Raw genomic sequence first — 25,067 nt, forward strand, 5'->3', positions numbered from 1 at the left:
GAAGGGAGACGAGCTCCCTTATTCCCGATAAAATGCACGTACAATCGCATCGTACGTTAAATCGGCGGTCGTTTCGACGATATAGTCCGCTTCTTTTAACGCTTCTTTGTCGCCGACGCCAATCGCGAACATGTTTGCTGCTTTGATGGCTGCCACACCTGCTTGGGCATCTTCTACGCCAATGCACGTAGACGGATCGACACGTAACTGCTTAGCGGCAGTCAGAAAAATTTCTGGGTGCGGCTTGCTGTTTTTTACTTTTGCGGCATCGACGATCGTATCGAAATATGCGCCAATTTGTAGCCGCTCGATAACCGTAAAGGCGTTTTTACTTGCGGAGGCTAAGCCGATTTTTACGTTTTGGCGTTTCAACTCGCGCAATAAATCGAGCATGCCGGGAAGTAAATCGTCTGGCGTCATGCGCGCAATGAGCTGTTTGTAATGCTCATTTTTTTTATGCGCAAGCGCCTCTTTTTCCGCCATCGTACAGCGATCCGCTTGGTCGCCGAGCGCTAAAATGCGCTCAAGCGACTCCATGCGGCTTACTCCTTTTAACTGCTCGTTAAACGCGCGATCAAACGTGATGCCTAATTCCTCTGCAAGCTGTTTCCATGCGATAAAATGATACTCTGCCGTATCGGTAATGACACCGTCTAAATCGAAAATCACTGCGTTTAATTGTTTGTTCATCATGTCAAACCCTTTCATGCAAGTGGAATTGTGATTTCATCTTTTACTTCATATGCTGTGCCGAACACGTCAAACGTCACGGCATCGTGAACGTTCGTCACTTTTTTCACAACAAGCTGTTCATGCGTCACCGTCACTTCTAGCCGATCGCCGCGCCAATAGATCGGGAACGATAGTTTCGTCCATTGTTTTGGAAGCTTCGGATGAATGCGCAATTTTCCATCTAGCATGCGCACGCCACCAAATCCGCACACGACCGATTGCCAGACGCCACCGATGGACGCGGTGTGCATGCCGTGATCCGACGATTTCATATTCGGACCTAAGTCGATGCGTGCTGCTTGTTCAAACAATGCATACGCTAGCTCGCGATCGTCCATATCGCTCGCTAAAATACAATGCGTCGATAAGCTGAGCGAAGAATCATGCAACGTTTTTGGCTCATAGTAGTTCCAGTTCGCTCGTTTCACTTCTTGCGAAAACTTATTTTCTAATAAGTAAAACAACACCATAATGTCCGCTTGTTTCGATACTTGGATGTTGTTTACTTGTTCGAGGTTGTAATCTTCAAAAATCGTGCCGACGCGCGTTTGCTTTTTATATTTCGTTAAATCGATGATTTGTTTTGTTAAATACGTGTCATCTTGTGGGATGACGAGATCTTCTTCGCGCGGCTGTGGCAAGTAAATGAGATCGACTTTTTCTTTCCATTTTTTATACGCTTCATGCACGCCAATTTTTTCGTGTAATGCGTCAAGAAGCGCGGGATTCGTTTCTTTTAATCTTTCATAATAGCGAATCGCCGTTTCGATGTTCCAATGCGCCATATAGTTCGTAAAGGCGTTATTGTTGACGTGCTCTTTATATTCATCTGGGCCGATGACGTCGTTAATATGGTATTGTTGTTTTTCTTCGTTCCACTCTAGACGGCTCGCCCAAAACGTTGCCGTATCGAACAACATTTCATAGCCATAACGTTCCATAAAGTCGTCATCGCCCGTAATTTTGTAATATTGCCATACCGCAAAGGCGATGTCGCTCGTAATATGTTGTTCGATAAAGCCCGACCAAATTTTCGTCGCTTTTCCTGTTACAATATCGACTGCGCCCCATACCGGCGTCACTTCATCGCCTGTAAACGCCGACTCCCACGGATACATCGCTCCTTCATAGCCGTTCGCTTTCGCTTTTCGGCGCGCTCCTTCAATCGTGTTGTAGCGATATTCAAGCAAGCTGCGAGCAATATGTGGGAACGTGTACGTGAAAAACGGCAAAATGAAAATTTCTGTATCCCAAAACGAATGACCTTTATATCCTTCACCTGTTAATCCTTTCGCCGCAACGCCAAAGCGGGCGTCATGCGCTGGCGTCATAATGATTAAATGATAATGCGCAAAACGGATGGCGAGCTGGTCAAATTCGTTTTCACTTTCAATCGTAATGTTCATTTGCTCCCAACGTTTTTTCCATTCCGAAACGTTTTCGGAAAAGAGCGCGTCGTATCCTTTTTTCGCTTCTTCTTTTAAGTCGTTTAACGCATCTTGGCGCATGACATCAAGGCTGTATGCGTCATGATCGTACTGTTTATCGCGGCTTGTATACACGTTCGCAAGCTTTTCAAATGTGAGCGTCTCTCCTTGTTTCACATCAAATGCGACTTGAATAAACACTTTGCGACGGTCGATCGCCATGCGCGGCTCTTTTTCAATTTCTTTTCCGTCAATCATATAACGATGCGTCGCGTTCACAACAAAATCAATTTTCGATTCGGTTGTCGTTTGAATGAGTTGCAAATATGTTTTATCAAAAATGCGCTTTTCGCCTTCGTGGAAATGTTGCGCACCGCTATTTGTCATTTGTCCGTTAATGCCTGATGTGATGTGAATGTTCGCCGCGCAATTCAACGGTTTGATCTCGACTTTCATGCCGATGAGATGCAAGTTTTTTAGCGATACAAACCGGCGAAACATGAATTCAAACTGCTCGCCGCGCGCATTTTCCCAAATGACGTGGCGCACTAATTCCGCATCTTTTATGTTTAAATCGCGGCGATAATGTATGATTTCCCCTTTTTCTAGCGAAAACTTTTCCCCATTTAACCAAATGTCCAATTCAACGACATCTGGCGCATTCGGCAATTCTGTCACTTCATATTCATCAAACTGGTTAAACGTCCCCGCGACAAACAAGTTGCGCACTTGCCCGACGTACGACTCTTCCGTCGCCGAGCGAAGCCCCATATACCCGTTACCGAGCGCCATAATCGCTTCACACTTTCCGAGTGCATATGGGTTAAATTGCACTTCCGACACGATCCAGTTTTTATACTCGCCTGTTCCTAAGTTGTATTGCAGCATCGTAAACTTCCTTTCCCCGTGTGAATGTAGTTTTTCCAAAACGTTTCGGATTTTGTGTATGAAAAAAGGGCTACCCTTTTTTCACTTCTGTCGTTGACTCGCGCACGACAAGTTGCGTCCGCAACGTCACGACTTTCGCTTCATTTCCTTCGAGCATATCAATGAGCATGCTTGCTGCTTCATAGCCCATTTGAAATTTATTTTGCGCAATCGTTGTTAGCGCTGGGGAGACGTATGAAGCAAGCAAAATGTCATCATATCCAACGACCGACACATCTTCAGGTACGCGCAAGCCAAGCTGTTTGAGCGCCTTCATCACGCCAAGCGCCATTAAATCGCTCGCGCAAAACACCGCGGTAATGTTTTCATGTTTCGTAAACAGCTCATACGCTCGCGCTTCCGCCATCTCCTCGGAAAAATCGCCATTTACAATCCACTCTTTTTGAATCGGCGCGTTCGCTTCTTGCATCGCCTCACAAAACCCTTGCAGGCGCTGTTTGCTCACAAATGCGTAATCGTGTCCGTTCATCATCGCAATGTTGCGATGACCAAGTTCAAGCAAATGTTGCACCGCTTTTTTTGCCCCGTACACGTTATCGGTCGTCACATAGCCGACGCGATCCGACTGAATCGGAATGTCGATTAATACGCACGGAATGTCGCTTTCAACGACTTCTGTTAAATACGGATCATCCGTTTTAATGCCTTGTAAAATGACGCCGTCGACGCGCCGTTCGCGACATAATTGCGAATATGTTTTTTCTCGTTGTTTCGTCGAATTTGTATTAAACAAAATGACGTCATAGTCTGTTTTCGCAATATAATCGTTGACGCCTGTCATCACTTCAAACGTAAAGTTATCTTTTAACGCCGAACGCGTCATGCCTGAAACGAGTAGCCCAATCGTTTTCGATTTATTCATGACAAGGCTTCGCGCCAGCGTATTTGGACTGTAATTTAATTGCTTCGCGATATCCATAATTTTTTTGCGCGTCTTTTCACTGACGTCCGAATAACCGTTTAACGCGCGCGAAACGGTCGTGACCGATACGCCAGCTGCTTTCGCAATATCTTTAATCGTTGTCACTTTCATTTCCTCCAAAACGTTTCGGATTCCTTGTTGATTTGAATTGTAAACGAACTTGAAACCGATTGCAACAAAAAATTTGTGACAAAATTCGTGGCATTTTGTCCAAAAATGCTCTCCCTTCTTTGCGATCGATCGTGCTATAATGAGAAAAAAGCAAAGGAGGCTTCACGATGAACGGACGATGGACAAAGCGTTTTCAGAAAAAAACGAAAACGGCGCAATCGAAACAAACGATGACGATCGGGGAAAAATATGGGATCGTTTTCAGCTTTGCTACGCTTTTATTTGTCAGCGTTTTCATTTTTGTCTTTTTACTCGTCAACAACTTAACAAACGTCGTCAAACAAGTCGAACAAAAAAGCGACCAAGCGATTTTAATTACCGATCTTAACGCTTTGTTTAAACAAAAATATATCGTCATTACCGACTATATGACAAACCCGCGCCCAGAGACGCTTTGGCAATACAACGACTTAACCGATCAATTCAATAAGAAAATGAAACAGCTTGAGCCACATATGAACACAGAAGAAGCAAAAACGATTTACCATTCGACCATTTCGATTGAAAACCAACTGAACGAAATGCTTTATAAAACCATTCAACCTGCTGTGTTGTCATACCGCGATCGTGGGGAAGTGATGGATATTTTCCAAGTGATTAGTTTTCAAAATAAAGCGGCAACGATTCGCGATATGAGCATCGAAAAGCTTGATATATTAAGAAAAATCGTCGTAGATGATCGATCGACATTAACGACGAAAATGAACGACACCATTGCGAAAAATATTTTTATGATGATTGCGACCGTCATCGTTGCGATCGTTTTATCGGTCATCTCCTTAATCGTTGTCAGCCGAAAAATAAGCAAACGATTGAAGCAAGTCGTCGACGTTTGCCATGAGCTCGCACGCGGCAATTTACGCGTTGAGCGTTTAACGGATACAGAAACCGATGAAGTCGGACAAATTGCGAAAGCGATGAATGAATTAGCGGACGGGCTTGAACAATCGATCGCCCAAATTCAAGCGGCTGCCACGCATGTCAACGACATGTCGCAAACGTTGCGACTGAACGCCGAAGCAACGACGGAGGCGAACGAACAAATTACGCAAGCTATTCTCGAAGTCGCTTCCGGCGCAGATGAGCAAGTGAATGTATCGAAACAAACGAACGAAGCAGTGCATGACGTATCTGATGCGTTAACGACTGTCATGGAAAAAGTATCTGAAACAGCCAAACGAACAAACGAAACAACGAAGCGCGTCCATGAAGGTACGGAACTAGTAGAGCAAACGGTTGCGCAAATGAAGCTCATTCGTGAACAAATTGAACGTCTGGCTATCGTCATTGAATCGCTCAACGATAAGTCAAAAGAAATTCATCAAATTGTCGGCTTTATTACGAACATTTCCGATCAAACGAATTTGCTTGCGTTAAATGCCGCAATTGAAGCCGCACGAGCAGGCGAACATGGCAAAGGATTTGGGGTCGTCGCTGAAGAAGTGCGAAAACTAGCTGAACAAACCGCACATGCGGCAGGAAACATTCGCAAACTGGCTGAGCAGTCGCAAACACAAACCGAACATGCCGTACATGTGATGAACGAAAGTAGCGAATCGTTCCAATTTGGTCACTCGCTCGTCGAACAAGTCGGAAACATTTTCCGTTCGATTTCCACCCATATGGCACGCGTCCAATCAGAAAGTAATACAGTGCATGATACGATTCGTGCTGTAGATGAAAAAGTAAAAACGATGACCGCATTTGCTGATCAAATTATTGACATTTCATCACAATCAGCAAGAAATATTGAACAAGTGGCCGCAACGACGGAAGAACAAAACGCAACGATGCAAGAATTGCTCGCTTCTTCCCAAGAGCTCGCAAGCACCGCCGAACAACTTCGCCAAGCGGTCGCACGTTTTCATATGTAACTCGGACAACCGTCCTTCTTTGCAAGCAAAAAGGACGGTTGCTTTTTTAGTTTAGCTGCGAAAGGAAGTGAATGAATGCTTTCCCCTCACCTTGCGAAAAAAATTGTATCTGACGTCCGCCGCCTCATTGATGAAGACATTATTATCGTCGATACGAACGGCATCATTATGGCAAGCACCGATACGACGCGACTCGGTCAATTTCATGAAGGGGCGTTTCTCGTCTGTCAAGAAAAGAAAAAACGCATCATTACAAAGCAAGATGAAAACATATTGCGAGGCGTGAAAGCTGGCATTAACTTGCCGATCTTTTTTCGCGGTGACGTCATCGGTGTCATCGGCATTACAGGCGATCCGAAAAAAGTGTCGCCATACGGAGAACTGTTAAAAAAAATGACCGAGCTTCTCATTCAAGAAAACTATTATACAGAGCAGCTTCAACTCGAAGCACGCGCGCTTGAAACGTTCGTTTTTGAATGGCTGCAAGCGCGCGACTGGTCGCCATCGTTTTACGAACGCGCTCAACTGTTTCATATCGATTTGACGATGAAGCGCCGCGTAATTATCGCTTCATTTCATGAAAACGAGCCATCGCTTTCTGTTGATATGTGGAAATACGTACAAAACATGTGGAACGAACAACGTGACATCATCGTCCGTTGGGGAAACGACCGCTTACTTATTTTACAAACGGATGAAGATAAAGAACGAACGACCGCAAAAATAAAAACGGTGCAACGAGCGCTCATCGAAAAATACGCTGTAACGCTTTATATCGGATGCGGAAAAATGGTAGATAGTAAACACGTGCATCATTCGTATAAACAAGCGGAACGCGCTCTTCATATTGCGAAACAAACAAAAAAGATCGTCTTTGATGAAGATTTACGATTAGAGATGTGTTTAGAAGACATTTCACTCCCAACAAAACAAGAGCTCGTGAAACGAACGATCGACCCGCTCATGCATGAACAAGAACTGCTTCATACGTTGCGCACGTTTTTCGCCAACGACTTATCGCTCAAACAAACCGCTGAAGCGCTTCATATTCATATTAATACGCTTCATTATCGGCTGAAAAAAATAGAGCAATATACAAATTTACACGTACGCAACCTTGAACATATCATCACCTTATATTTAGCCATTCGTTTTTTAGATGAAACAACAAAAAAATAATGAGTAAGCGTTTTATTTTTATATATTCATCCATAGCGGGCTCCCTCGCTTTTTTTTATGCTTATAGTAAAAACGGAGAAAGAAGGTCGATGATATGATCACCGAACAAGTAAAACGACAGCTCATTGACATTGTCGGTGCCGAAAACTATGACGATTCGAAAGCCGGACGGCTCGTTTATTCATATGACGCTACCCCAAACTTTCAATCGCTTCCTGATGCAGTCATCGCCCCGCGCCATACGAAAGAAGTGAGTGAAATCGTAAAAATTTGTAACGAACATCGCATTCCGATCATCCCGCGCGGCTCAGGCACGAACCTTTGCGCCGGCACATGCCCAACGGAAGGCGGCATCGTGATGTTGTTTAAACATATGAATCGCATAATAGAAATTGATGAAGAAAACTTAACGGTGACCGTTCAGCCGGGCGTCATTACACTTGACCTCATTCACGCCGTTGAAGCAAAAGGGCTGTTTTACCCGCCCGATCCAAGCTCGATGAAAATTTCAACGATCGGCGGCAACATTAACGAAAACTCCGGTGGTTTGCGCGGCTTAAAATATGGGGTGACGCGCGATTACGTCATCGGTCTGGAAGTTGTGCTTGCCAACGGCGACATCATTCGCACAGGCGGAAAGCTCGCAAAAGACGTCGCGGGCTACGACTTAACGCGCCTTTTTGTCGGCTCGGAAGGTACGCTCGGCATTATTACAGAAGCGACGTTAAAGCTCATTCCGATGCCCGAGACGAAAAAAACGATGCTTGCGCTATATGAAGATTTAGAAGCAGCAGCGCGTTCCGTTTCCGCGATCATCGCCAATAAAATCATCCCGACGACGCTTGAATTTTTAGACCAACCGACGCTACAAGTCGTTGAATCGTTCGTCAACATCGGCTTACCGACGGACGTCAAAGCCGTTTTACTGATCGAACAAGATGGACCAAAAGAAGTCGTCGAACGCGATATGAAAGCGATGGCGCGCATTTGCCGAGAACAAAACGCCATTTCTGTCCAAGTGGCGCAAACGGAAGAAGAAGCAAACAACTTGCGCACCGCAAGACGCTCGGCGTTATCAGCGCTCGCCCGTCTAAAACCGACGACAATTTTAGAAGACGCGACCGTCCCTCGTTCACAAATTGCGAATATGGTAAAAGCGATTAACGACATCGCAAAAACATATAACGTCAACATTTGTACGTTCGGCCATGCTGGAGATGGCAACCTTCATCCGACATGCCCGACGGATGTGCGCGACAAAGACGAACTACATCGCGTCGAGCAAGCGTTTGAAGACATATTCGCGAAAGCCATTGAACTTGGTGGTACAATTACAGGCGAACATGGCGTCGGCGTCATGAAAGCGCCTTATTTAGAATGGAAGCTTGGCAAAGAAGGCATTGCGGCGATGAAGGCGATTAAACAAGCGCTTGACCCGAACAACATTATGAATCCGGGGAAAGTGTTCGCGAAAAGTACGCGCAAACGGGTGGTGATTACACGATGACAAACAAACCGCATATTCAACAACAATTTCAAGCGCGCATGAATGAAGACGAGCTATTAAATTGTATGCGTTGCGGCTTTTGTTTGCCGACATGTCCGACGTATATTGAATCCGGCTTTCAAGAGTCGCATTCGCCGCGCGGACGCATTGCGTTAATGAAAGCGGTCGTCGATGGAATCATTGAACCGGATGAAGATGTCGAACGTTCCCTTCAACTATGTCTTGGCTGCCGCGCCTGTGAACCGGTTTGCCCTTCTGGCGTGCGCTACGGTCATTTGCTTGAAGAAGCGCGCGACATTATCGCACAACATAAAACGTACTCGCCCATCGTCCGTTTCATTCGCCATATCGTATTTAAACAGCTTTTTCCACATCCAAATCGAATGCGCATGGTGACGGCACTGATCGGCTTTTATCAACGTTCAGGCTTGCAGACGCTCGTTCGTCAACTCGGCTTGTTGCGCCTATTGCCAAGCCATTTAGCAACGATGGAAAACGTATTGCCGAACGTGCCGACGTGGAAACAAATGAACGAACGTCCGACGCATGTTGAAGCACTCATTCCTCGCAAGCGACGCGTTGCCTTTTTTCGCGGTTGTTTAATGGATACGATGTTTATGGACATAAACGATGCGACGATGAAACTGTTACAGCTTGTTGGTTGCGACATCGTCATTCCTGAGGCGCAAACGTGTTGCGGGGCGCTTCATGGACATAGCGGTGAAAAAGCGGACGCAAAAACGTTAGCAAAACGCAATATTGAAGCGTTTGAAACACTTGATGTCGACTACATTATCACAAACGCTGGCGGCTGCGGCGCGTTTTTAATCGAATATGACCATTTGTTAAAAGACGATCCCGTTTGGGCGGAGCGCGCAAAAGCGTTTGTCGCAAAAATAAAAGACGTATCGGTCATTTTAGTCGAGCTTGGCTTTCATCATAAAGATTGGCACGTACCAAACCAAATTGTGACGTATCAAGACTCGTGCCATTTGCGAAACGTCATGAAAACAGCAAAAGAGCCCCGCCTTCTTCTGCAATCTATTGCAGGTATCGAATTTCGCGAAATGAAAGATGCCGACCGATGTTGTGGGTCTGCAGGCATTTATAACATCATCGAGCCGGACATGTCGATGCAAGTGCTCGATTACAAAATGGAACAAGCAAAACAAACGAAAGCGACGACGATTGTAACCGCTAATCCGGGTTGCTTACTGCAAATGAAACTCGGCATTGAACGGGAAGGACTCACAAACGTGCGCGCCGTTCATCTCGTTGAGTTGCTTTTAGAAGCCGTTGAAACGACAAAACAAATGGACGAACCGCTCAAACAAATGGGATAGGGTATGACGATTCATGCCCTTTTCTTTTTTAATCTCGCTTCTAACTCACGCCTCTTTTGTTCGAGCTCTGCTTCGCTATACGTTTTTCGTTCATATTGTGCATAGTCGATATGTAGCCATTCTGGAATCATCTCCGTTCGCACCGCTCGTTTTCCCTTATGTTTGAAACGCATATATCCGTTTTTCTTCCAGTTACGTAAAATACCTTCCGCATATGTCCACGTTTTCACCCCGTTTTTTAATGCAGTCGCTAACGCTTCTAGCACCCATTCCTCTGACGTTTCATTCACCCATACCGCCATTTTTTCTTCGACATAACTATTTATCGTCCCAAATCCGTTTTGTTCATAAAAATAGATAATATGTTGTAACGTATCATCTGTTGTTATATTTGTTTGTCTGTTCATATTGCGATGTGCGTCTTGGCACGTTGACATGTGCGACACGTCATGTTGCATCGTCGTTTGTTTATGTTGCGCGTTCGTGTCATCATTTTGGCGCTCTTCTTCGCCATTCATGACGTTCGCTAGCACATCGTAGTCAATGCGATACCATTTTGTTTTATCCAGTTTTGAGCGATAGCGCGAAACGACAATCCGTTTTTTCTCCAGTCGGACGATCGTGCGCCGAATCGTGCTTTCTGACCAAAACGGAAATTGTTTTTGCCATCCTTCGTACGTATTATATACCCATGTATATCCATCATACGTATGCGTACTTTTCCCTAGCCAGTAATGAAGCTGTTGTAAAAAAATACTTTCATTCAACCCAAGCTTTACCGCCACCGTCGGCAATACGAACAACGGATCATCATCGACTAGCCATTTCATCTTCATCCCTCCTACATTCATCTATCGCTTCATACGCGGGATTGGGTTAGGAGGGGAAAGAAAAAAGAGAATGCCGGTGCATTCCCTTTACGGTTCTGGTGTAAATGTGCGTTGTGCGAGTTCGTTGTCAAGCATAAATAGCGAGTTGCTGTCGCCTTCGATACGTTTTAGTTTTTGAATGAGCGTATCGAACAACGATTCTTCTTCAACTTGTTCGTCAATAAACCATTTTAAAAAGTTCATCGTCGCATGCTCGCGCTCGTCTAACGCTAAGTCAGATAGTTTATAAATGCGGCGCGTCACCTCTTTTTCGTGGGCGAGCGCTTTTTCAAAGCAATCGCGAACGGACGTAAATTCGTTATTTGGCGACGGGAAACCGGTCATCACCGCTCGCTCACCAAGCGCGTTAATAAAGTTGTAAAACTTCATCGCATGGAAACGCTCTTCTTCCGCTTGGACTAAAAAGAAATTCGCAAAGCCATCCAAGCCTTCCGCCGAGCAATACGCCGCCATCGCCATATACGCATGCGCCGAATAAAATTCAAAATTCATTTGTTCATTGAGTCCATTTAACAATTTTTCACTTAACATCAATCATCATCTCCTCCTTTTCTCATTATAACAAAAAAAGGAGGAACATGCCTCCTTTTACTCGTTTTGTGCCTTTTTTAATGTCTCGACCGCTTCTTGTTGTTGTTGCGTTTCTTTTCCGGAGAAAAACCAACCGCCTGCGGCAATCGCTAAAAGCACGATCCAGAAAATCGCCTTCCATAACGCCGAATGTGCAAAATGTTCAGAAACGATCGCTAAACTTGGATGTGCTAACGTATATACAGCCAATTTCACACCAACCCAACCGACGATTAAAAACGCGGCCGATTCAAGACTTGGACGTTTTTGTAATATTTTAACGAACGCATTTGCCGCAAAACGCATAATGATAACCCCGATCAAACCACCAGCGAAAATGACTAAAAACTTCCCGCCGTCCATGCCACCGATCGCTGGCAAGTTCGTATTTGGCAACGTCATCGCTAAAGCAACGGCCGCTAAAATCGAGTCAATTGCAAACGCTAAGTCAGCAAGCTCGACTTTCAATACCGTCATCCAAAAACCAGATTGTTTTTTCCCTTCTTTATGCGAACCGTCGCGATTTTTCGTCATAAAATGATGCACAGCAATAAACATTAAATACAATGCACCGAGCGCTTGAATTTGCCAAATGTTCACTAAATATGAAATGACGAATAACGCCGCAAAGCGAAGAATAAACGCCCCAGCAAGCCCGTAAAAAAGCGCCCGCTTTTGTTGCTTTTCTGGTAAATGCTTCACCATGACTGCCATGACAACGGCGTTATCGGCAGCGAGAATCCCCTCTAAACCGATTAAAACGAGAAGCACCCAACCATACTCTAATAACAACGATACATCCATCAATGATCCCTCCTATAATATGTAGTTTTCCCTCGCCCGTCGGCAAAAATCATAAAAACGCAAAAAAGACCTTTGCCGAACGGCAAAGGTCTCGCTAGACACAATGTTGTGCCAACAAAGCCGATGGACGAGGTCCATGAATTGACGACTTTGTTTTCAGGCATCGCCTGAACGCTACTCCCCTTTGTGAAGGAAAACGATGTTATTGTAACTTTATTATAAAAATATTACATCATCTTGTCAATCCTCTAACTCACTTGTTTTTGCACAACATTTGCCCCATTTAATTTGCTATGTTTGCGACCGTACAAGAAATAAATGACAAGACCAATCGCTAACCAGCCGCCGAAGCTTAACCATGTAGTCGCTGGAAGTTGTAGCGCTAAATACACACAAAACGCCACAGCGAGCAAAGGAATGGCTGGTACAAACGGCACCATAAAGCTCCGTTTTAAATTCGGTTCTGTTTTACGTAAAATTAAAATCCCAATCGCAACAGTCGTAAACGCAAACAACGTGCCGATATTTGTTAAGTGAGCTAATTTATTTAACGGAATAACCCCGGCAAAAATAGAAACCGCAATTCCTGTCACCCATGAGTTGACAAGCGGTACTTGTTTTCGCTCGCTCACTTTCGCAAAAAGCGAAGGAAGCAAGCCGTCGCGGCTAATTGCGTAAAAGAGGCGCGTTTGCGCATAAAGCATCACGAGAAGGACAGTCGTAATCCCTGTAATTGCACCGAGTGAAATAAATCCTGCCACCCAATCTTGCTGAATATAATTTAACGCAAAAGCAACTGGATTTTTTACGCCTAATTGGTCATACGGCACAATGCCTGTTAAAATGAGCGACACCGCAATGTATAATAACGTACAAATCGCAAGCGATGCGATAATACCGATCGGCATATTCCGTTGCGGATTGCGCACTTCTTCTGCCGCTGTCGATACCGCATCAAACCCTAAATAAGCGAAAAACACTGTCGCAGCTCCTGCGGCAACACCTGAAAACCCAAACGGCATAAACGGCGTCCAGTTTTCTGGCTTCACATACCATACGCCAACCGCAATAAATAATAAAATTACAGCCACTTTAATAACGACCATGATTGCGTTAAAACGAGCGGATTTTCTTACCCCTTGCGTCAATAAAAACGTAATGAGCAACACAATAACGATCGCTGGTACGTCAATAAACGTGCCGTTCGCTGGATCGTATGCGCTTGTTAATGCTTTTGGTAACTCAATGCCAAACCCTGCAAGCAATCCTTGAAAATAACCAGACCATCCAGCCGCAACTGCCGAAGCTGCCACCCCATATTCTAAAATTAAATCCCATCCGAGCATCCAAGCAATTAATTCACCAAATGTCGCATAGCTATACGTATACGCACTTCCCGATACGGGCACGCTTGAAGCAAATTCCGCATAACAAAGCGCCGCAAACACGCACGCCAATCCGGATAAAATAAACGAAAGGACAAGTGCTGGCCCCGCATGTTCAGCAGCCGCTACGCCTGTTAAAACGAAAATCCCTGTCCCGATAATCGCTCCGATGCCAAGCATCGTTAAATCAAATGCGCCTAATTCTTTTTTGAGCGCTGCCCCTTTTCCTGATTCGCTCATCAGCGCTTCAATCGACTTTCTCCTGAACAAACTCATCGTTGCAAACTCCCCTTACTTATGATGTTTATTTTATACTTTAACGCCCAAAATCGTTAAAGACAATACTTTTTCACTATTTCGCAATATTTTTATTTTTCTAATAACAATGGAAAACTTACCGTCATTGTCGTTCCGCGCCCGATGTCGCTTTCGATATGCCACGTACCGTTCATCATTTCAATGATGCGAATAGACACCATCGCTCCAAGACCTGTCCCTTTTTCTTTCGTGCTGAAGTACGGCTCTCCGAAACGAGCAAGTTGCTCTTTCGTCATTCCTTCGCCTTCATCGCGCACAACGATGGTGACGGTTTTTTCATCGACGTGCATATCGACATATACTGCACCGTCATTTGCATGAGCTTCAATTCCATTTTTTATTATATTTAAAAAACATTGACGAAAATATTGAGCGTTGCCGATCATGACCGCTGGGGTAAGTGTCGCGACAATTTGTACTCCATGCATGTTCGCAAACGGGCGCAACATATGGATGACTTTTTCTAATTCTTGCTGCACATGAAGTGGTTCTATTTTTTCTGGAAACGGCTTGGCAAACGTTAAATAATCGTCAATAATGGCGCAGGCGCGGTTTAATTCTTCAAGAGCGATATTCATATATTGCTCTTTTGTTTCTTGCGATATGTCTTTCGCTTTCATGAGTTGCATAAAACCTTTCACAACAGTAAGGGGATTGCGAATTTCATGGGAAATGCTTGCAGCAAGTTGACTGACAACTTCCATTTTCTCAAGCTTGATCGCTTTTGAACGGATGAGCAACGCCTCCCGTAACGTTTCTATAATAAACACAACAAATAATACCGCAATGGGAGGAACGACAATAAAATCGACGATGTACGACTCTGTCACTTGAAAATCGGAAATGGCAATCGCCAATATCGTTGCCGCAATCGCAAGAATAAACGTCATTAAAGCCGAAGCAACAAGCCTCTGTTTTCTTGTCAGCCGTTGAAACAACGGTGAAAACAGGCTACCACATATACACATCATCACATATACTGCAACAGTAATAAACTGGTAGCCATACATCATAAAGCGAGCGATTAGTAAAACAAACAAAAGGGGGACACTAACCGTCCATCCGCCATAAAACGTGCCAATGAGAAACGGAACTTGCCGTAAGTCGTGTACGCAATCAGGTGCGATGTAAATCGGATATGTCATACATAAAATCATTGGCACACTTAAACAGACGACAAGCAATAGGCGTTGATACACTTTTTTTTGTTTAAAAAACTGAACATATTCATACAAAAAAGAAAAGAAAAAAATGCTGACTAATATGTAAAACAAATTATTTAATATGTGTTGGTTTATATATGTCATTCTCCACTCTCCCACATCGTTTATCCATTTTTAGTTTTACGAAAACTTTTTCAGTTGTCAACGCATCGACATCTTTGAAAAATGATCACATTTCCATTATGATAAAAATGCAAACTACATAGTGGAGATGGTCATATGAACGATCGGCGTTATTTGCCGCTTTTATTTGTTGTGATGTTTTTAGTGATGATGGGGTTCGGCATTATTATTCCCGTTCTTCCGTTTTATGCAGAAAAAATTGGCGCCACCCCGACGCAACTCGGCTGGTTAATGGCCGTATACTCTTTCATGCAATTTTTATTTGCGCCCATGTGGGGCAAACTTTCTGATCGATATGGTCGAAAACCGATGTTACTGATCGGTATTTTCGGTTTAGCGCTTTCGTTTTTCTTATTTGCCTTGGCGACAAAACTTTGGATGTTGTTTGCCGCTCGCATCATCGGTGGCTTTTTATCTGCCGCCACGATGCCAACAGCGATGGCATACGTTGCCGATGTGACGACAGAAGAAAATCGCGGCAAAGGAATGGGCATCATCGGGGCAGCTGTCGGACTTGGATTTATTTTCGGTCCAGCGATTGGCGGTGTGTTTTCGAAACATAGCTTAACCGTTCCGTTTTGGATCGCAGGCAGTTTAGCGCTCGTGACTACGATGTTCGTTTTCTTTTTCTTGCATGAGTCGCTGCCGAAAGAAAAGCGAGCAAATACGCAAACGACACGTCCATCGCTTATGTCTGCCTTGCAAAGCCCGCTCGCACGCCTATACGTATTACAATTGATTGTCACGTTTTCACTTGCCGGGCTTGAAGCGACGTTTGCTTATTTTGCCGCGAAACGTGCAGGGCTGTCTTCGACCGAACTCGGCTACATTTTTATGATCATGGGGCTTGCTGGTGCCATCGTTCAAGGAGGACTGCTCGGAAAGCTCATTCAATCGTTCGGGGAAGGAACGGTCATTCGCGCTGGACTATTTCTTTCAGCACTCGGCTTTTCGCTCATTTTATTCATCCATAACTTTTGGACGGCGGCACTTTATTTAACGATTTTCGGCATCGGTAACGGCGTCATTCGCCCGTGTGTATCCGCCTTATTAACGAAACATACGACCGATGGCCAAGGAAGCGCCACAGGTATGTTATCGTCGTTCGATTCGCTCGGACGCATCGGTGGACCAGCGATTGCAGGCTGGCTGTTTACAGTTAAACCAAGTTTGCCGTATATGACAGGGATTATACTGACATTCGTTTCATTCGCTCTCTTCCAATCGTTTCAGCGAACAACGATGCAAAAAGGCTCCGCTTAATTCGGAGCCTTAACTTATGCCTTCTTCACTGACTTGTTCTTGTTCTGCCTGTCGCGCAATCATTGGCCAATTTAACAAATCTACATCAACGATATAGCGCGGCCGTTGTTTCGTTTCTTTATACACTTTCCCGACATACTCCCCAACTAACCCGATCGCAATAAGCTGCAGTCCTCCGACAAGCCAAATCGACATCATCAGCGACGTCCATCCTGTTTGTGTATGACCGGTCATTTTTAAAAACAATACATATAACGCAAATAAAATACTGACAAAAAATGAACAAAAACCAAGGAGTGAAACGAAGCGAATCGGCACCATACTAAACGATGTTAACCCGTCAAACGCAAAACGAATCATTTTCATGAACGGATATTTCGTCACGCCCGCTTTTCGCTCTTTTCGGTCATAATATACCGTCGTCGACGGAAAACCGAGAAGCGGCACTACCCCCCGCAAAAACATATTGACTTCACGAAACTGCGCTAACGCTTCAACTGCCCGTCGGCTCATCAGACGATAATCGGCATGATTATAAATCAGCTGCACACCGAGGCGATTCATCATGCGATAAAACATTTCCGCCGTCCGCCGTTTCACATACGAATCGACATCACGCTTTCTCCTTACGCCATAGACGATGTCGTATCCTTCTTGAAATTTACGCACAAACTCACGAACGACATATATATCATCTTGCAAATCAGCATCCATCGTCACAATACAGTCTGCCATTTGTTTGGCGGCAAACATGCCCGCTAACAGCGCATGTTGATGTCCTGCGTTTCCTGCTAGTTTAATGCCTTTCATTTCTTCATAACGTAAACATGCTTTATAAATGATCGACCACGTCCGATCACGGCTTCCATCATCGACAAATACAATTTTACTTTCTGCTGAAATGAGCCCCTCTTCAACAAGTTGCCGTCTAAGTAAAAGCAACTGTTCGATCGTTTCAGGCAGCATGTCTTCCTCATTATAACAAGGTACAACGATCGCTAAAACGGTCATGTCGTTTTCCCCCTTTCGACTTCGTATAAATAAATCGTCCATGCCGATTCATCATGTTGAAACGTGCGCAACAGCTTTAATTGATTTTGTTTCGCATTGTCAATGGGCAAAGCAGAAAATACATAACGCCCTCCCATGTCGTACAATACGTCTGTATGAAGCTGTAAATGGCGAATGCGTTTGTTCGATTGTTTCGTAAACATATACTTTTTCCCAAGCTCAGCGACAAAAATGTAACAACGTCCACCCCATTCATCGAAATATTCCTTTAACTTTTTATTTTTGTTTAGCTCGCTCGCAATAATTTGGCGAAATTGATGTTTGTACGAAAGCGGATAAAAATTATTGTACGTATCTAACGTGTAAAAGCCGTTATATTGCGCAATGGCAGGATGAATGCCAATGCTGACGACGCGATACGTATGTACAGGCTTTCCGATATATTGTTTCATATCGTCAAATTGCTTTTCCGCATAAAACGCCCGAAACGTCGGTTGATTGCGATATACGATTTGTTCGTGAAATAACATTGCCACAACGAGTTGAGCCGCGAGCGCAAATGAAACGATGCGCCGATCCCATGCGCGCCAAATGATACGGAGCGACAAAGCAAACAAGACGTAAATGACCATCGGGCGCAAAAAATGATAGCGCGCAAAATTAAACCGGTCTAAAAACGGAAACGCCTCTGTCGCAGGAAGCCATCCTTTATAAAACCAAAACGCATACCAAAGCGATAGCACAACATTGAGCACATGAAGTTGCCAAAATAACGTTTCGCGCTGCCACCATTTCCGTTTCCATACGATATATAGCGCAATACACGTCACAGGCAAAATAATGAGCGTATGAATCGTCATCACATGCGTATGGCCGAAGATGTAGTTTTTAAATGTTAAACGAAGCGACCGCCAGAACGACAAACGTGCATGGAAATATTCGTCGCGACTCGTCGGTTCTGTCGCAAATAAAAACGAATGAACGAGCCGATATTCCACTGCTAAATAAAGTGCGGTCATATACACGAGTGCCAACAATAGGGGCACGTTCGGACGGCGACGCCACGCATCCATGAGCCAAAAGAAAAACATCGCGCTTAAAAAAAAGAAAAACCCGAGCACGAAGCTAGAATAGAGGGGAAGAAGCGTCAGCACGACATAGTTTTTCCACGCACGATCACCCGCACGAATGTTTAGTAGCGCCCATAACGCAAGGGGCATGCCGAGCGTGCTAAGCATTCCTGACGGCCAAAACGGCGTCAGCGCAAACGCAAGCGCCACTCCAACGCGAATCCACTCCGTCTCTTTTTCTTTGAATACGTGCGTTTTCAACAACAAATACATGCCGATAAATGCAAATATGCGCGTCAATAATTGACTAAGCCCGTATGCATAAACGGACGGAAAAAGCGCATGAAGCCATACGATGCCGCTAAACTCTGTTCCGTATGCGTTGCGTGGCAGTCCATTAATGACTTGTGGAACGGTCGCATCAATGGAACCAAATAGCTCGCCGCTTCGTGCGAGCACACGATACCAAGCGATATTTGAATCTAAATTATCGTGCACGCGCATATGCGCGTCTTCGCCAAGAAGAAAATACGGCAACGCATGCAAACAAACGATCATCATGCCAAATGAAAACAGTTTCATAACGCCCCTCCATTCGCTATTATTTTTTAACAATAGATGAAAAATATGCATAAAAAAACCTAAGCTATACAAGCTCAGGCCAAAGTTGTTTACAAAATTTACGTATGAGACGCGGAACGAGATGATCGCGCCGATAAACGAGCGTATGAACGAGCTGCTTTTTTTCTTCTTCCGTCATCGGCCAGTCTTCAGGCATATGTTTCATCATTTCTTCAATTAAAAGTGTCGGCATCGTTTGAATGACCGCAATCGCCTGTTCAAATTGTTGTATAGTTGTAAACGATGCCATTATGCGATGCATTTTGCTGTCTATGAGCGTTTGCGGCAATTGTTTCAGCTGTTCAACAGTCCACGCAAATGAGCCACATATATCCGCATGGTCGATAATCCATAACGTTTGATCCGCTCCGTTTTGTTCAATAATGACATTTTTTCGCGTCCGATCGCGATTGTACAACCAATAATCAAAAACGATGACACTTGCCAATTGTGAAGTATTTTTCATGTTTTGTATCGCGATTTCATGAGCGTTTTTCCCTTCAATATACGCGCTCGCAAATTGCGTTTTCGTTTTGATTATTGTCGTTTTGTTTGGAATAGGTAAAAGCGTAGGTGGTAAAGAAACGAGACGAGCATGTGGAACAGGAAGGTGCATATATTTTGCGATTTGATAAGCGAGCCATTCGTTGATGAGCGCCTTCGGTTTTGTTGTATCGTAACATTTGACGACATATCGCTTCCCATCATCAAATGTGACGAGATGAGAATTATGCTTATGAGCCGCAAACGTTCGTTCATACTTCATATTTGATCCCTCACGATATGATGTAATAAATCGATATACGCTTTCGCACAATGTTCAATTGTAAATTGGTTGAGCACATGCGCCCGTCCTGCCTCACTCATATACGTATATTGTTGTTTGTCGTCAATGATTTCAGCAATCGCGCGAACCGCCCCACGCGTATGATGCTCGCGAAATAAATATCCTGTTTTTCCGTGTACGATAATTTCTGGCATCGCCGATACACGTGGCGCAACGACAGGCACACCGCACGCCATCGCCTCAATAAATGTATTGCCGAACGATTCGACTTTCGTTGTCGCTAATAAACAGCCACCCGATTGCCGAATTTTCGCATACACCTCAGGCATATGTTGATACGGAACAACTGGAAACCATTTTACAAATGACATCAGTTGCTTTGCCTTCCATTCTGCTTCAAACGTTTCTTTATCTACACTATGTTGTCCGCCAATGACCCAACATTCGATATCATCGCGCTCTTTTTTCAATAGCGAGGCGATACGTAAAAATGCGCGCCAATTTTTACGCCCATCTAACCGTCCGACGTATGCAATAATTTTCTTTTTCGGTACATCATCGCATGGAAACGGGCGAAAAAAAGATGCATCTAAACCGTTATAAATGACCGTAATCGGTGCACGTTCATCACTCAATAGAGAGAGAAGACGTTTTTGATAAACAGACGGAACGATAAATTGCCGCGGAGTAATCTTTTCCACTCCTTGCAAGTTTCGTTTCAACTTTAACAATTCCGGTGTGCGCGCCTCAACAATAATCGGTCCATTATACCCGACATCGCTTAACCAATCGTACGCTTGGCTCGTATCGACGACAATTACCGCATCATATGATTTTCGCAATATGTCGTATATATCTTTTTTCTTTTTCGCGATATAAACATTTGCGACATCTTCCATCATATGCATGCCACCGAGATCTTTCGTATATAAAAAGTCTGTCTGAATGCCATGTTGTTTAAAATATATCGCTCGATTGCGCCATCCGGCATTCACGCCACCTACGGTCAACAACCGCCAAATGACTAAAATGTTCACCGCTCCTCCCCCTTCCTCGTATGCTCTTTTATTACTTTATGTTACGCATAGTGAAAAGTTGATGACTGTTCGAACTACACTTAGGGGTATTCCCCTATTGTCCATATCAGGAAGATAAATGATAATGATTATGTAATTAAAATTAATATAAAAAAGGAGGAATTACTAATATGGAACAAGTACAAAACTATTTACCACGTATTGGTGATCCAGCACCAACATTTGAGGCAGTTACTACACATGGAAACATTTCATTAGACGACTATAAAGGCTCTTGGGTCATTCTCTTCTCGCACCCAGCCGACTTCACGCCAGTTTGTACAACAGAATTTATGGCGTTTCAAGCCATTTATCCAGAGTTGAAAAAATTAAATGTCGAATTGCTTGGATTAAGTATTGATAGCGTTCATTCACATATCGCATGGGTGCGCAACATTGAAGAAAAATTTGGCGTAAAAATCGAATTCCCAATTATCGCTGATTTAAATAAAGAAGTAGCAATCAAATACGGCATGCTTATGCCTGAAGGAAATAGCACAGAAACATCACGTGCGGTATTTATTATCGACGACAAACAAATTGTTCGTGCCATCATTTATTACCCATTGAGCACAGGAAGAAATATGGATGAAATTTTACGCGTTGTGAAAGCATTACAAACGACAGATGCGCATGGGGTCGCAACACCTGCAAACTGGAATCCAGGGGATAAAGTCATCGTTCCACCAGCAAAAACACAAGAAGCAGCAGAAGAGCGTATGAAAGATGAGACGTTAGAGTGCGTCGATTGGTACTTCTGCAAAAAAAGCTTATAAGGATGTGACTGACGATGGCTTGCGTCAACGATAATCAAACGGTAACAGCGACTATGCAAGCAATTTTACAAGCACTTGATGCCCCTGCAACGGCGGAACAATTAGCTGAAAAAACAGCGCTGCCGCTATTTAAAGTGCGCAGCACATTGCGCGAATTAGTGCAACGTCATATGGTGAAACAAAACGGAGAGATGTATGAGAAAAACTAGGGATGTGTTCCCTAGTTTTTCGTTTTTATATACACACGCCACCCGGCAAGTAGTGGCAATATAGCTGTCAACCCAATCGCCCAACGAAATCCGAGCCAGTCAGCAATAACCCCTGACATCATCGCCCCGATCGCATAGCCGCTATCGCGCCAAAACCGATATACTCCCATCGCCGACGCGCGCCAATGCACGTCAGTCACATCACCAATGGCCGCTTGCAACGTCGGATATACGATCGCTGTTCCAAGCCCTAACAACACCGCTCCGACGATCCATAGCGCGATATGATTAGCAATAAGCATAAACCACATGGCCAACGCCTGCAACCACATACCGTATGCAATCATCTTTTTTCGGTCAAACCGATCACTCATGATGCCTGTAAACAGTTGGCCAATCCCCCATGAAGCCGGATAGACGGCAACAATTAGCCCCGTTTGTGAAACGGACAGCCCGAGCGACGTGAAATATAAAGGAAACAATCCCCATGCGACACCATCTTTCAAATTTGTCGCAAGTCCCGCTAAACTAAAACGAGATAACGTTTGATTTTTCCATGTCGCCTGTTGAAATATTTCTTTTTGCGACAACGTTTCTTTCGGTTGTTCGTTTTTTTGTTGTCGATGCAGCTGAACATGTTGTTTCGTATCTTTGACGATGATAGATAAACTCATTCCAATGATCGCAACCGCAATTCCGATGTAAAACAGTTGTAGATGAAGGGAAAATGTCGAAGCGAGATAACCTGATATGGCTGCCATCGTCGCCACACCGAAATATCCAGCGAACTCATTGAAACCAACCGCTGTGCCGCGCTCCGTTGGCTTGGCGATGTCGATTTTCATATTGACCGTCATCGACCACGTCAATCCTTGATTGATTCCGAGCAACACGTTCGCTAACACGACAACGGACCAGTCATGCGCAACGAGCATGCAAATCGGAACGAATAGCCCGATGATCCATCCCACTAACAATATGTTTTTTCGACTAAACCGATCAGCAAGCTGACCAGCAAAATAGTTAACAACTGCTTTAGACAATCCGAAGCTCGCAATAAAAGAAACGGTCGCGCTCATCGACGTAAGTCCAAACTGCTTTTCGCCGATCATCGGCAAAACCGTTCGTTCTAAACCGACCATCGCCCCGACAAACACGTTGATGATGACTAATAATGAAAATGAAATGATATTTTCTTTTATTCCTAAACGTACACGCATCTCATTCACCTCTCGTAAAAATAAACATGGCCATTATTGACCATGTTTCACGACAATTCCATATACGCTCGGATGGAAATGAACGAGCTCAATGTGCGCAAACGTTGCTTTCATTTCATTAAGCAGTTGATGAGATGGAATACGCTCATGAATCGGTGGACCCATTTCACTTTCAACCGCTTCCCATTCGATCAATATAAACGTACCGTTTGGCTTTATGATGCGAGCGATTTCTGCAAACGCCGCCTCACGATCATCAATTTCATGAAGAACAAACGCCATCAATCCTTTATCAACCGATTGTGGAGGAAGCGTTGTTGCTGTCACATCGCCAACAATGTATGCCATATTTTCTATTTCTTCTTGTTCCGCATGTTGCTTCAGTAAATCGAGCATTTCTTGTTGCACATCAACCGCATATACCATTTTTGCCGCTTTGGCGATCGGCACAGTAAAATAGCCGTTTCCTGCTCCTAAATCCGCCACGACATCATGTTCGCTTATATGCAATATTGAGATCACTTTTTCTGGCGCAATCAACTCCCGTCTTTTTGGATTCAACAACTTTTCCGCTTTCGAATGATGAAACCGATGTCCTGCCATTTCTCATCCATCCTTTTCTTTTTTATACCTATATGCGTATTTTACTCTTTTTTTCATTGCCTGTCATCTGTTTAAAAAAGTTTTTAACTTTACAAAAGTAAGTAATATACTATATTATAGTTACAGTTGTTTCGTAATTTTTGAACTAGCTATGCGAGGAGGAAGAACAATGGAAAAAGTGCTTTACATTACAGCCAATCCAAAACAAGAAGAACAATCATTTAGTTTATCCGTCGGGCGTGCGTTTTTAGAAACTTACAAACAACATCATCCAGAAGATGAAATCGTTGAACTACATGTATATGATACGGACATTCCGTACATTGATGCTGATGTATTTAGCGGCTGGGGCAAACTGCAACAAGGACAAGCGTTCGAGCAATTAAGCAAAGATGAACAAACAAAAATTGCACGCATAAACGAGTTGTGCGAGCAATTTATAGAAGCTGACAAATATGTATTCGTCACACCGATGTGGAACTTTAGCTTCCCACCAAAACTGAAAGCATACATGGACACCCTTTGTCTTGCAGGAAAAACGTTCAAATATACAGGAGAAGGCTCTGTCGGGTTATTACAAGGGAAAAAAGCGATTCACATTCAAGCACGCGGCGGCATTTACTCCGAAGGCCCAGCAAAAGAACTCGAATTTGGCGACCGTTATTTACGCGCTGTCCTCTCTTTCATCGGCATCACAGATGTCGAAACGATTGCCGTTGAAGGCATGAACGCTTTCCCAAACGAAGCAGAAGCCATTAAACAACAAGCCATCGAACGCGCCAAAGAAATCGCAAAACGGTTTTAATTGGTTTCATACTAAAAAAGTCAGCGCCGAACACGCTGACTTTTTTATTCCTTATAGGTAGATACAAACTATGGGCGTTGGCATGAGTATGAGGTCTGGAGCGACCCGTTTCAATTCCTCATAGGTACGATACAAACGTAGTAAACGGAGCCTTAGATCACCGGAAAGAAATTTAGTTTCAATTCCTCATAGGTACGATACAAACTTGAA

22 protein-coding genes are annotated in these 25,067 nt (G+C 44.1%); 8 read left to right on the top strand and 14 right to left on the bottom strand.

Annotated elements, in window-relative coordinates:
• Positions 1 to 18 precede the first annotated feature (18 nt).
• The 3 genes from pgmB to ASC42_RS02080 form a co-directional block, all read right to left on the bottom strand.
• Positions 19 to 708, bottom strand: a complete 690-nt coding sequence (pgmB, locus tag ASC42_RS02070; RefSeq protein WP_082435664.1) for a beta-phosphoglucomutase — start codon at positions 706 to 708, stop codon at positions 19 to 21.
• Positions 705 to 3,047, bottom strand: coding sequence for a glycoside hydrolase family 65 protein (locus ASC42_RS02075; protein WP_055440335.1), 2,343 nt, complete (start codon positions 3,045 to 3,047; stop codon positions 705 to 707). Before ASC42_RS02075 ends, pgmB begins: the two co-directional genes overlap by 4 nt.
• Before the next feature lie 70 nt (positions 3,048 to 3,117).
• Complete coding sequence (locus ASC42_RS02080) at positions 3,118 to 4,134, bottom strand: LacI family DNA-binding transcriptional regulator (protein ID WP_055440336.1); 1,017 nt, start codon at positions 4,132 to 4,134, stop codon at positions 3,118 to 3,120.
• A gap of 173 nt (positions 4,135 to 4,307) precedes the next feature.
• Here ASC42_RS02080 and ASC42_RS02085 point away from each other — a divergent pair, with 173 nt between their 5' ends.
• The 4 genes from ASC42_RS02085 (at position 4,308) to ASC42_RS02100 (ending at position 10,103) form a co-directional block, all read left to right on the top strand.
• The gene (locus tag ASC42_RS02085) at positions 4,308 to 6,074 is read left to right on the top strand and encodes a methyl-accepting chemotaxis protein (protein ID WP_055440337.1); all 1,767 of its coding nucleotides are present in this window, start codon (positions 4,308 to 4,310) and stop codon (positions 6,072 to 6,074) included.
• A gap of 75 nt (positions 6,075 to 6,149) precedes the next feature.
• Entirely contained in the window at positions 6,150 to 7,253 is a 1,104-nt protein-coding gene (locus tag ASC42_RS02090) for a CdaR family transcriptional regulator (RefSeq protein ID WP_055440338.1), read from the top strand.
• 94 nt (positions 7,254 to 7,347) lie between these two features.
• A complete protein-coding gene (glcD, locus tag ASC42_RS02095; protein WP_055440339.1) occupies positions 7,348 to 8,760 on the top strand; it encodes a glycolate oxidase subunit GlcD in 1,413 nt (470 codons plus the stop codon).
• The gene (locus tag ASC42_RS02100; protein ID WP_055440340.1) at positions 8,757 to 10,103 is read left to right on the top strand and encodes a (Fe-S)-binding protein; all 1,347 of its coding nucleotides are present in this window, start codon (positions 8,757 to 8,759) and stop codon (positions 10,101 to 10,103) included. The genes glcD and ASC42_RS02100 overlap by 4 nt, the downstream gene beginning before the upstream one ends.
• 11 nt (positions 10,104 to 10,114) lie before the next feature.
• Here ASC42_RS02100 and ASC42_RS02105 read toward each other — a convergent pair whose 3' ends face one another.
• From ASC42_RS02105 to ASC42_RS02125, 5 genes are all read right to left on the bottom strand, one after another.
• The gene (locus ASC42_RS02105) at positions 10,115 to 10,933 is read right to left on the bottom strand and encodes a DnaD domain-containing protein (protein WP_055440341.1); all 819 of its coding nucleotides are present in this window, start codon (positions 10,931 to 10,933) and stop codon (positions 10,115 to 10,117) included.
• Between the two features lie 87 nt (positions 10,934 to 11,020).
• On the bottom strand, positions 11,021 to 11,524 hold the full coding sequence (locus tag ASC42_RS02110) for a ferritin (protein ID WP_055440342.1): 504 nt from the start codon (positions 11,522 to 11,524) through the stop codon (positions 11,021 to 11,023).
• A gap of 57 nt (positions 11,525 to 11,581) precedes the next feature.
• Positions 11,582 to 12,367 (bottom strand): TerC family protein, encoded by a 786-nt coding sequence (locus tag ASC42_RS02115; protein WP_055440343.1) that lies wholly within the window; start codon positions 12,365 to 12,367, stop codon positions 11,582 to 11,584.
• 248 nt (positions 12,368 to 12,615) lie between these two features.
• Positions 12,616 to 14,028 carry a branched-chain amino acid transporter BcaP gene (gene bcaP, locus ASC42_RS02120; RefSeq protein WP_055440344.1) on the bottom strand — a complete coding sequence of 471 codons (1,413 nt, stop codon included), beginning with the start codon at positions 14,026 to 14,028 and terminating at the stop codon, positions 12,616 to 12,618.
• 92 nt (positions 14,029 to 14,120) lie between these two features.
• Complete coding sequence (locus ASC42_RS02125) at positions 14,121 to 15,377, bottom strand: sensor histidine kinase (RefSeq protein WP_055440345.1); 1,257 nt, start codon at positions 15,375 to 15,377, stop codon at positions 14,121 to 14,123.
• A gap of 135 nt (positions 15,378 to 15,512) precedes the next feature.
• On the opposite strand from ASC42_RS02125, the gene ASC42_RS02130 reads away from it, so the two are divergent.
• A complete protein-coding gene (locus ASC42_RS02130; RefSeq protein ID WP_055440346.1) occupies positions 15,513 to 16,679 on the top strand; it encodes an MFS transporter in 1,167 nt (388 codons plus the stop codon).
• A gap of 9 nt (positions 16,680 to 16,688) precedes the next feature.
• On the opposite strand, the gene ASC42_RS02135 is transcribed toward ASC42_RS02130, so the two are convergent.
• The 4 genes from ASC42_RS02135 to ASC42_RS02150 all read right to left on the bottom strand — a co-directional run bounded on the left by ASC42_RS02135 (position 16,689) and on the right by ASC42_RS02150 (position 21,205).
• On the bottom strand, positions 16,689 to 17,690 hold the full coding sequence (locus ASC42_RS02135) for a glycosyltransferase family 2 protein (RefSeq protein WP_055440347.1): 1,002 nt from the start codon (positions 17,688 to 17,690) through the stop codon (positions 16,689 to 16,691).
• Entirely contained in the window at positions 17,687 to 19,342 is a 1,656-nt protein-coding gene (locus ASC42_RS02140; RefSeq protein ID WP_055440348.1) for a DUF6044 family protein, read from the bottom strand. The genes ASC42_RS02135 and ASC42_RS02140 overlap by 4 nt, the downstream gene beginning before the upstream one ends.
• 64 nt (positions 19,343 to 19,406) lie before the next feature.
• Positions 19,407 to 20,147: a HipA family kinase gene (locus ASC42_RS02145; protein WP_055440349.1), complete on the bottom strand. Its 741-nt coding sequence runs from the start codon at positions 20,145 to 20,147 to the stop codon at positions 19,407 to 19,409.
• Positions 20,144 to 21,205 (bottom strand): glycosyltransferase family 4 protein, encoded by a 1,062-nt coding sequence (locus tag ASC42_RS02150; protein WP_055440350.1) that lies wholly within the window; start codon positions 21,203 to 21,205, stop codon positions 20,144 to 20,146. Before ASC42_RS02150 ends, ASC42_RS02145 begins: the two co-directional genes overlap by 4 nt.
• A gap of 170 nt (positions 21,206 to 21,375) precedes the next feature.
• On the opposite strand from ASC42_RS02150, the gene ASC42_RS02155 reads away from it, so the two are divergent.
• Together ASC42_RS02155 and ASC42_RS02160 are read left to right on the top strand one after the other, a co-directional pair.
• Positions 21,376 to 22,020, top strand: coding sequence for a peroxiredoxin (locus tag ASC42_RS02155; protein WP_032100662.1), 645 nt, complete (start codon positions 21,376 to 21,378; stop codon positions 22,018 to 22,020).
• A gap of 14 nt (positions 22,021 to 22,034) precedes the next feature.
• Positions 22,035 to 22,229: a hypothetical protein gene (locus tag ASC42_RS02160; protein WP_032100663.1), complete on the top strand. Its 195-nt coding sequence runs from the start codon at positions 22,035 to 22,037 to the stop codon at positions 22,227 to 22,229.
• An 11-nt stretch (positions 22,230 to 22,240) separates the two neighbouring features.
• Here ASC42_RS02160 and ASC42_RS02165 read toward each other — a convergent pair whose 3' ends face one another.
• Positions 22,241 to 23,449, bottom strand: coding sequence for an MFS transporter (locus ASC42_RS02165; RefSeq protein ID WP_032100664.1), 1,209 nt, complete (start codon positions 23,447 to 23,449; stop codon positions 22,241 to 22,243).
• 33 nt (positions 23,450 to 23,482) lie between these two features.
• A complete protein-coding gene (locus tag ASC42_RS02170; RefSeq protein ID WP_055440351.1) occupies positions 23,483 to 24,052 on the bottom strand; it encodes a class I SAM-dependent methyltransferase in 570 nt (189 codons plus the stop codon).
• A gap of 169 nt (positions 24,053 to 24,221) precedes the next feature.
• On the opposite strand from ASC42_RS02170, the gene ASC42_RS02175 reads away from it, so the two are divergent.
• Entirely contained in the window at positions 24,222 to 24,857 is a 636-nt protein-coding gene (locus tag ASC42_RS02175) for an FMN-dependent NADH-azoreductase (protein WP_055440352.1), read from the top strand.
• The last annotated feature ends 210 nt before the right edge of the window (positions 24,858 to 25,067 follow it).

This window comes from Anoxybacillus suryakundensis, assembly GCF_001418025.1.
Taxonomy (GTDB): Bacteria; Bacillota; Bacilli; order Bacillales; family Anoxybacillaceae; genus Anoxybacillus; species Anoxybacillus tengchongensis.